The following is a 5,450-nucleotide window of genomic DNA, read 5'->3' as shown; positions in this document are numbered from 1 at the left end:
CGCGCACCGCCTGCTGTCGTCGGTGCGCGTCTGGGACGCCATGGATGCCGCCCGCATCGCGCCGGTGGACAACATGACCGTGCATGGCGATGGCCTGCCCGAGAAAGCCCGCCCCGGCCTGCTTTCCTTCGATGCCTACGCCGCCCGCACCGATGCCCTGGCCTGGATCGTCGAGGACCGCAACCTCGACCAGGCGCTCGACGCCGCCCTGCGCTTCGCCCCCAACGTGCGCGTGCTGCACGGCCGCGCCTCCGCGCTGGCAGTGGCCGGCGAGACCGCCACCCTGACGCTGGAATCCGGCCAGTCGCTGTCAGCCGCGCTGGTGGTCGGTGCCGACGGCGCCAACTCCTGGGTGCGCGGCCAGTGCGATATCGGCCTCGATTACCGCGCCTACGGCCAGAACGCCATTGTCACCAATTTCTCCTGCGAGCTGCCCCATCGCGGCGTGGCCTACCAGTGGTTCAGCCCGACCGAAGGCGTGATTGCCCTGCTGCCGCTGCCGGGCAACCGCGTCTCGCTGGTCTGGTCCGCGCCCCAGGCGCTGGCCGATCAATTGCTGCAGCTGCCATTGTCGGCCCTGGCCGAGCGCCTGGCCCAGTGGGCCGCACCAGTGCTGGGTGCGCTTACGCCGCTGCAGCCCGAAGTGTCCAAGGCCTTCCCGCTGCGCCTGATCAAGCCGCACGCGATGATCGCCCCGCGCGTGGCCTTGATCGGCGACGCCGCCCACGTCGTGCACCCCATGGCCGGCCACGGCATGAACCTGGGCTTCGGCGATGTGGCCGCGTTGATCGACATCCTGCTCAAGCGTGAACCGCAGTACGACTGCGGCGACGAGCGCGTGCTGCGCCGCTATGCCCGCGCCCGCAAGGAAGAAGTGCTGCTCATGCAGATCGCAACAGACGGCCTGCATCGCCTCTTCTCCACCGAGGCCGAGCCGGTGCGCCTGGTGCGCAACCTCGGCATGAGCCTGGTCAACCATCTGCCCATCCTGAAACGCCGCCTCATTGCCCATGCGCTGGGGCAGTAAGGGACGGTGATTTCAGGTAAGGTAGGGCCTCTGGCGAAGCGCGGCGGTATCGATGCCTGTCTTCGCCAGCGCAACACCTTCCCCCTACATTGTTGAAAGACATGTGCGAACCCGGTCCCGGCGCGGCTTTGCGGCCGACGTTTCGAAGATTGGGCGCGCGTTTGATTTGAATCAGGACGAGTATGAAAAAATTTTTGACCGCAGGTGCGAGCTCCTTGCGCCATCTGAGCATGGCGGCAGTGCTGCTGGCTTCCACCGTCGCGGGCGTGAGCGCCCATGCGCAAGCCGAGGCCGCCGACAGCACCGAGGCCACCATCAAGAAGCTCATCGAGCCGCGCCTGGGCAAGGATGCCAAGGTCGATGCCGTCACCAAGACGCCCTATGCCGGCCTCTATGAAATCCAGATCGATGGCGACGTCATCTACACCGATGCCAAGGCCCAGTATCTCTTCATCGGCCGCGTGGTCGATTCGCAGAGCTATCGCGACTACACCAAGGAAAAGATCGATTCGCTGAACCAGACGCCGTTCTCGGCCCTGCCGCTGGACAAGGCCATCAAGACCGTCAAGGGCAATGGCAAGCGCGTGATCGCCATCTTCGAGGATCCCAACTGCATCTACTGCAAGCGCCTGCACAAGACCCTGCAGGAAGTGGACAACATCACCTACTACACCTTCCAGTACAACATTCTCTCGCCGGATTCCATCGTGAAGTCGCGCAACATCTGGTGCGCACCCAATCCGAGCAAGGCCTGGAACGAGTGGATGGTGAGCGGCAAGGAGGCACCGGCCGCTGCCGCCTCCTGCAACGCCCCGCATGAAGATGTGCTGGCGCTGGGCAAGAAGCTCAAGGTCACCGGCACGCCGACCATCTTCTTTGCCGATGGCTCGCGCATTCCTGGCGCGGTCGATGCCAAGGGGCTGGAACAGAAACTGTCTTCGCTGAAGTAAGCGGACAAATAAAAAGGGCGCTCGCATGTCGAGCGCCCTTCGTTCATCTGCCTTGGTTTTTCCCCGGCAGGGGATTACTTCCCGGTATGCAATTCCATCATGGCCTGTTCGAACTTGCCCTGCACCAGCAGGGGGATGACGTTCAGGCTCTTGTCCAGCGCCTCGTTGATCAGCGCCTGTTCTTCCTTGCGCGGCCGGTGCAGCACGAAGTCGGCCACCGGCTGTTGCAGCCCCAGCGTGCGCGGATGGCCGATGCCCAGGCGCAGGCGCCAGTAGTCTTGCGTGCCCAGGGCCGCAGTGATGTCCTTCAAGCCGTTGTGTCCGCCCGAGGAACCGCCTTTCTTGATCTTGGCCGCGCCCGGCGGCAGGTCCAGTTCGTCATGCACCACCAGCACTTCATCCGGATTGATCTTGTAGAAGCGCGCCAGTGCACCGACCGACTGGCCGGAACGATTCATGTAGGTCTGCGGTTCCAGCAGCCAGACTTCATTGCCGGCGATGCTGGTCTTGCCCGCCAGCGCGTTGAAACGCTGCTCGCGTGCCAGGCGGACCGGACCGGCGAGATTGTCGACCAGCCAGAAGCCGGCGTTGTGGCGGGTTTGTTCGTATTCCGGGCCGGGGTTGCCGAGGCCGACGATGAGACGGATGGACATGGAGCTAAAGGACGAGAACGCGCAATGCGAAAGCGCCGATTATCCCGGCTTTGCGGCTGCGCGTCCAATCCGCGTGCAGCCGCGCAGGCACCGGCGAGGCCCGCGCCAAGGCACTTTGGCGTGCAATCGCACAATGTCAAGATTGGCTTGGCAGCCTGAATTGCGTATCATCCAACGCTTGTTTTTCTTCACTGCATAAACGCTTAACCGCTTAATTGCTCAACTGTTGACTGGGTTTCACCATGCTGCCTTCTATCGAACAACGACTCGCCCTCGAACTCGCCGCCAAGCCGGTTCAGGTCGCTGCCGCCATCGCCTTGCTGGACGAAGGTGCCACCGTTCCCTTCATCGCCCGCTACCGCAAGGAAGTCACCGGCGGCCTGGACGATGTCCAACTGCGTCTGCTGGAAGAACGCCTGCGTTACCTGCGCGAGCTGGAAAGCCGCCGCGCCGCGATCATCGCCTCCATCGAAGAGCAGGGCAAGATGACGCCCGTGCTGCTGGACGCCATCACCCATGCGGAAGACAAGACCCGCCTGGAAGACCTCTACCTGCCCTACAAGCCCAAGCGCCGCACCAAGGCCCAGATCGCCGCCGAAGCCGGCCTGACCGAGCTGGCCGATGCGCTCCTGAATGACCCGACCCTGAACCCGGAAGAAGAAGCGGCCAAGTTCCTCAAGCCCGCCTTCACCACCGACAACGGCGACAACCCCGGCGTGCCCGATACCAAGGCCGCCCTGGATGGCGCGCGCCAGATCCTCATGGAGCGTTTCTCGGAAGATGCCGAGCTGCTGCAGAGCCTGCGCGAATACATCACCGAGCACGGCGTGGTCGAATCCAAGGTGATCGAGGGCAAGCAGGATGCCGGTGAAAAATTCGCCGACTATTTCGATTACTCCGAAACCTATTCCACCATCCCCTCGCACCGCGCGCTAGCACTGTTCCGGGGCCGCCGCGAAGAGATGTTGAACGTCATCCTGCGCCTGGATACCGAAGAAGAGAAGCCGAAGTGGGATGCCCCGCACAATCCCTGCGAAGGTCGCATTGCTTCACGTTTCGGTGTGTCCAACAAGGGCCGTCCGGCCGACAAGTGGCTCTCCGATACGGTGCGCTGGGCCTGGCGCGTAAAAGTCTTCATGCACCTCGAAACCGAGCTGATGACCAACCTGCGCGAGAAGGCCGAGGCCGAAGCCATCAACGTCTTCGCCCGCAACCTGAAGGACCTGCTGCTGGCCGCACCGGCCGGCCCGCGTTCCACCATGGGCCTGGATCCGGGCCTGCGTACCGGCGTGAAGGTCGCCATCGTGGACGCCACCGGCAAGGTCGTGGCCACCGATACCATCTATCCGCACCAGCCGCGCAATGACTGGAATGGTTCGCTGCATACCCTCTCGCAACTGGCCGAGAAGCACAATGTCTCGCTGATCTCGATCGGCAACGGCACCGCCTCGCGTGAGACCGACAAGCTGGCGCAGGACCTGATCAAACTGCGTCCGGAACTCAAGCTCACCAAGATCGTGGTGTCCGAAGCGGGCGCGTCGGTGTATTCGGCTTCCGAATTCGCCTCCAAGGAATTGCCTGACCTGGACGTGTCGCTGCGCGGCGCGGTCTCGATTGCGCGGCGCCTGCAGGATCCGCTGGCCGAGCTGGTCAAGATCGATCCCAAGTCCATCGGCGTGGGCCAGTACCAGCACGATGTGAGCCAGTCGCAACTGGCGCGCTCGCTGGATGCCGTGGTCGAGGACTGCGTCAACGCGGTGGGGGTCGATGTGAACACCGCTTCCGCACCGCTGCTGGCGCGCGTCTCCGGGCTCAACGCCAGCGTGGCGCAGAGCATCGTGTCCTACCGGGATATGAAGGGTATGTTCAATTCCCGTGCAGCGCTGCGCGAGGTGCCGCGCCTGGGTGACAAGACCTTCGAGCAAGCCGCCGGCTTCCTGCGCGTGATGAATGGCGAGAACCCGCTGGATGCTTCGGCGGTGCACCCGGAATCCTATCCGCTGGTGGAAAAGATCCTGGCCGACATCAAGAAGGATGTGAAGAGCGTGCTGGGCCAGACCTCGCTGCTGAAGGGCCTGTCGCCGGCCAAGTATGCCGATGAGAAGTTTGGCGTTCCTACCGTCACCGACATCCTGAAAGAGCTCGACAAGCCGGGCCGTGACCCGCGTCCCGAGTTCACCACGGCGACCTTCAAGGAAGGCGTGGAAGAGATCAAGGACCTGCGCGTGGACATGATCCTCGAAGGCGTGGTCACCAACGTCGCGGCCTTCGGTGCCTTCGTCGACATCGGCGTGCATCAGGATGGCCTGGTCCACATTTCGGCGCTCTCCAACAGCTACGTGAAGGATCCGCACACCGTGGTCAAGGCTGGCCAGGTGGTCAAGGTGAAGGTGCTGGAAGTGGATGAGAAGCGCAAGCGCATCGCCCTGACCATGCGCCTGAACGATACCGCTCCCGCCCCGGGTGCGCGCAATGAACAGCGCGGCGATCGCAACGATTCGCGCCGTTTGTCGCAACACCAGAACCAGCGCGGCCGTGAGCAGGCACCGTCCAATAATGCGATGGCCGCGGCCTTTGCGAAGTTGCGTGGCTAATGAACTGGCTTCGTGCGTGCGGGTTGGACATTCGCGTTGGCGGATGTCCATTCGTACTCAAGCCTGATCAAGCCTAATCAAGTCTGATTAGGCGTACCGAAGCGTACTGCAATGTTTCAATGATGGCTGCTCCTTACGGGAGCAGCCATTTTTTTTACCGCACTCCCCGCACTCCCCGCACTCCCCGCACTCCCCGCACTCCCCGCACTCACCGCACTCACCGCAC

At 63.3% G+C, this 5,450-nt stretch carries 4 protein-coding genes; 3 read left to right on the top strand and 1 reads right to left on the bottom strand.

All coding sequences use genetic code 11. The features are described 5' to 3' along the window. Together B3873_RS08735 and B3873_RS08730 are read left to right on the top strand one after the other, a co-directional pair. A partial coding sequence (locus B3873_RS08735) for an FAD-dependent monooxygenase (protein ID WP_286865333.1) occupies nt 1-1,027 on the top strand: 1,027 nt, incomplete at its 5' end. Between the two features lie 182 nt (nt 1,028-1,209). Further along, a complete protein-coding gene (locus B3873_RS08730) occupies nt 1,210-1,977 on the top strand; it encodes a DsbC family protein (RefSeq protein WP_276838741.1) in 768 nt (255 codons plus the stop codon). A 74-nt stretch (nt 1,978-2,051) separates the two neighbouring features. On the opposite strand, the gene pth is transcribed toward B3873_RS08730, so the two are convergent. Continuing rightward, the gene (gene pth, locus B3873_RS08725; protein WP_034331266.1) at nt 2,052-2,630 is read right to left on the bottom strand and encodes an aminoacyl-tRNA hydrolase; all 579 of its coding nucleotides are present in this window, start codon (nt 2,628-2,630) and stop codon (nt 2,052-2,054) included. Nucleotides 2,631-2,872: 242 nt separating this feature from the next. Here pth and B3873_RS08720 point away from each other — a divergent pair, with 242 nt between their 5' ends. Next, nucleotides 2,873-5,224: a Tex family protein gene (locus B3873_RS08720; RefSeq protein WP_286865328.1), complete on the top strand. Its 2,352-nt coding sequence runs from the start codon at nt 2,873-2,875 to the stop codon at nt 5,222-5,224. Nucleotides 5,225-5,450: the final 226 nt, after the last annotated feature.

This window comes from Herbaspirillum sp. UBA812 (genome assembly GCF_002296545.1).
GTDB classification, from domain to species: Bacteria; Pseudomonadota; Gammaproteobacteria; order Burkholderiales; family Burkholderiaceae_D; genus Herbaspirillum; species Herbaspirillum huttiense.
The sequence above is the reverse complement of the archived record's forward strand: the minus strand, read 5'-3'. Positions and strand labels throughout refer to the sequence as shown.

Bases quoted from the DNA above. Each gene is read 5' to 3' on its own strand.
- pth (WP_034331266.1), bottom strand. From the start codon at position 2,630: ATGTCCATCCGTCTCATCGTCGGCCTCGGCAACCCCGGCCCGGAATAC.
- B3873_RS08720 (WP_286865328.1), top strand. From the start codon at position 2,873: ATGCTGCCTTCTATCGAACAACGACTCGCCCTCGAACTCGCCGCCAAG.
- B3873_RS08730 (WP_276838741.1), top strand. From the start codon at position 1,210: ATGAAAAAATTTTTGACCGCAGGTGCGAGCTCCTTGCGCCATCTGAGC.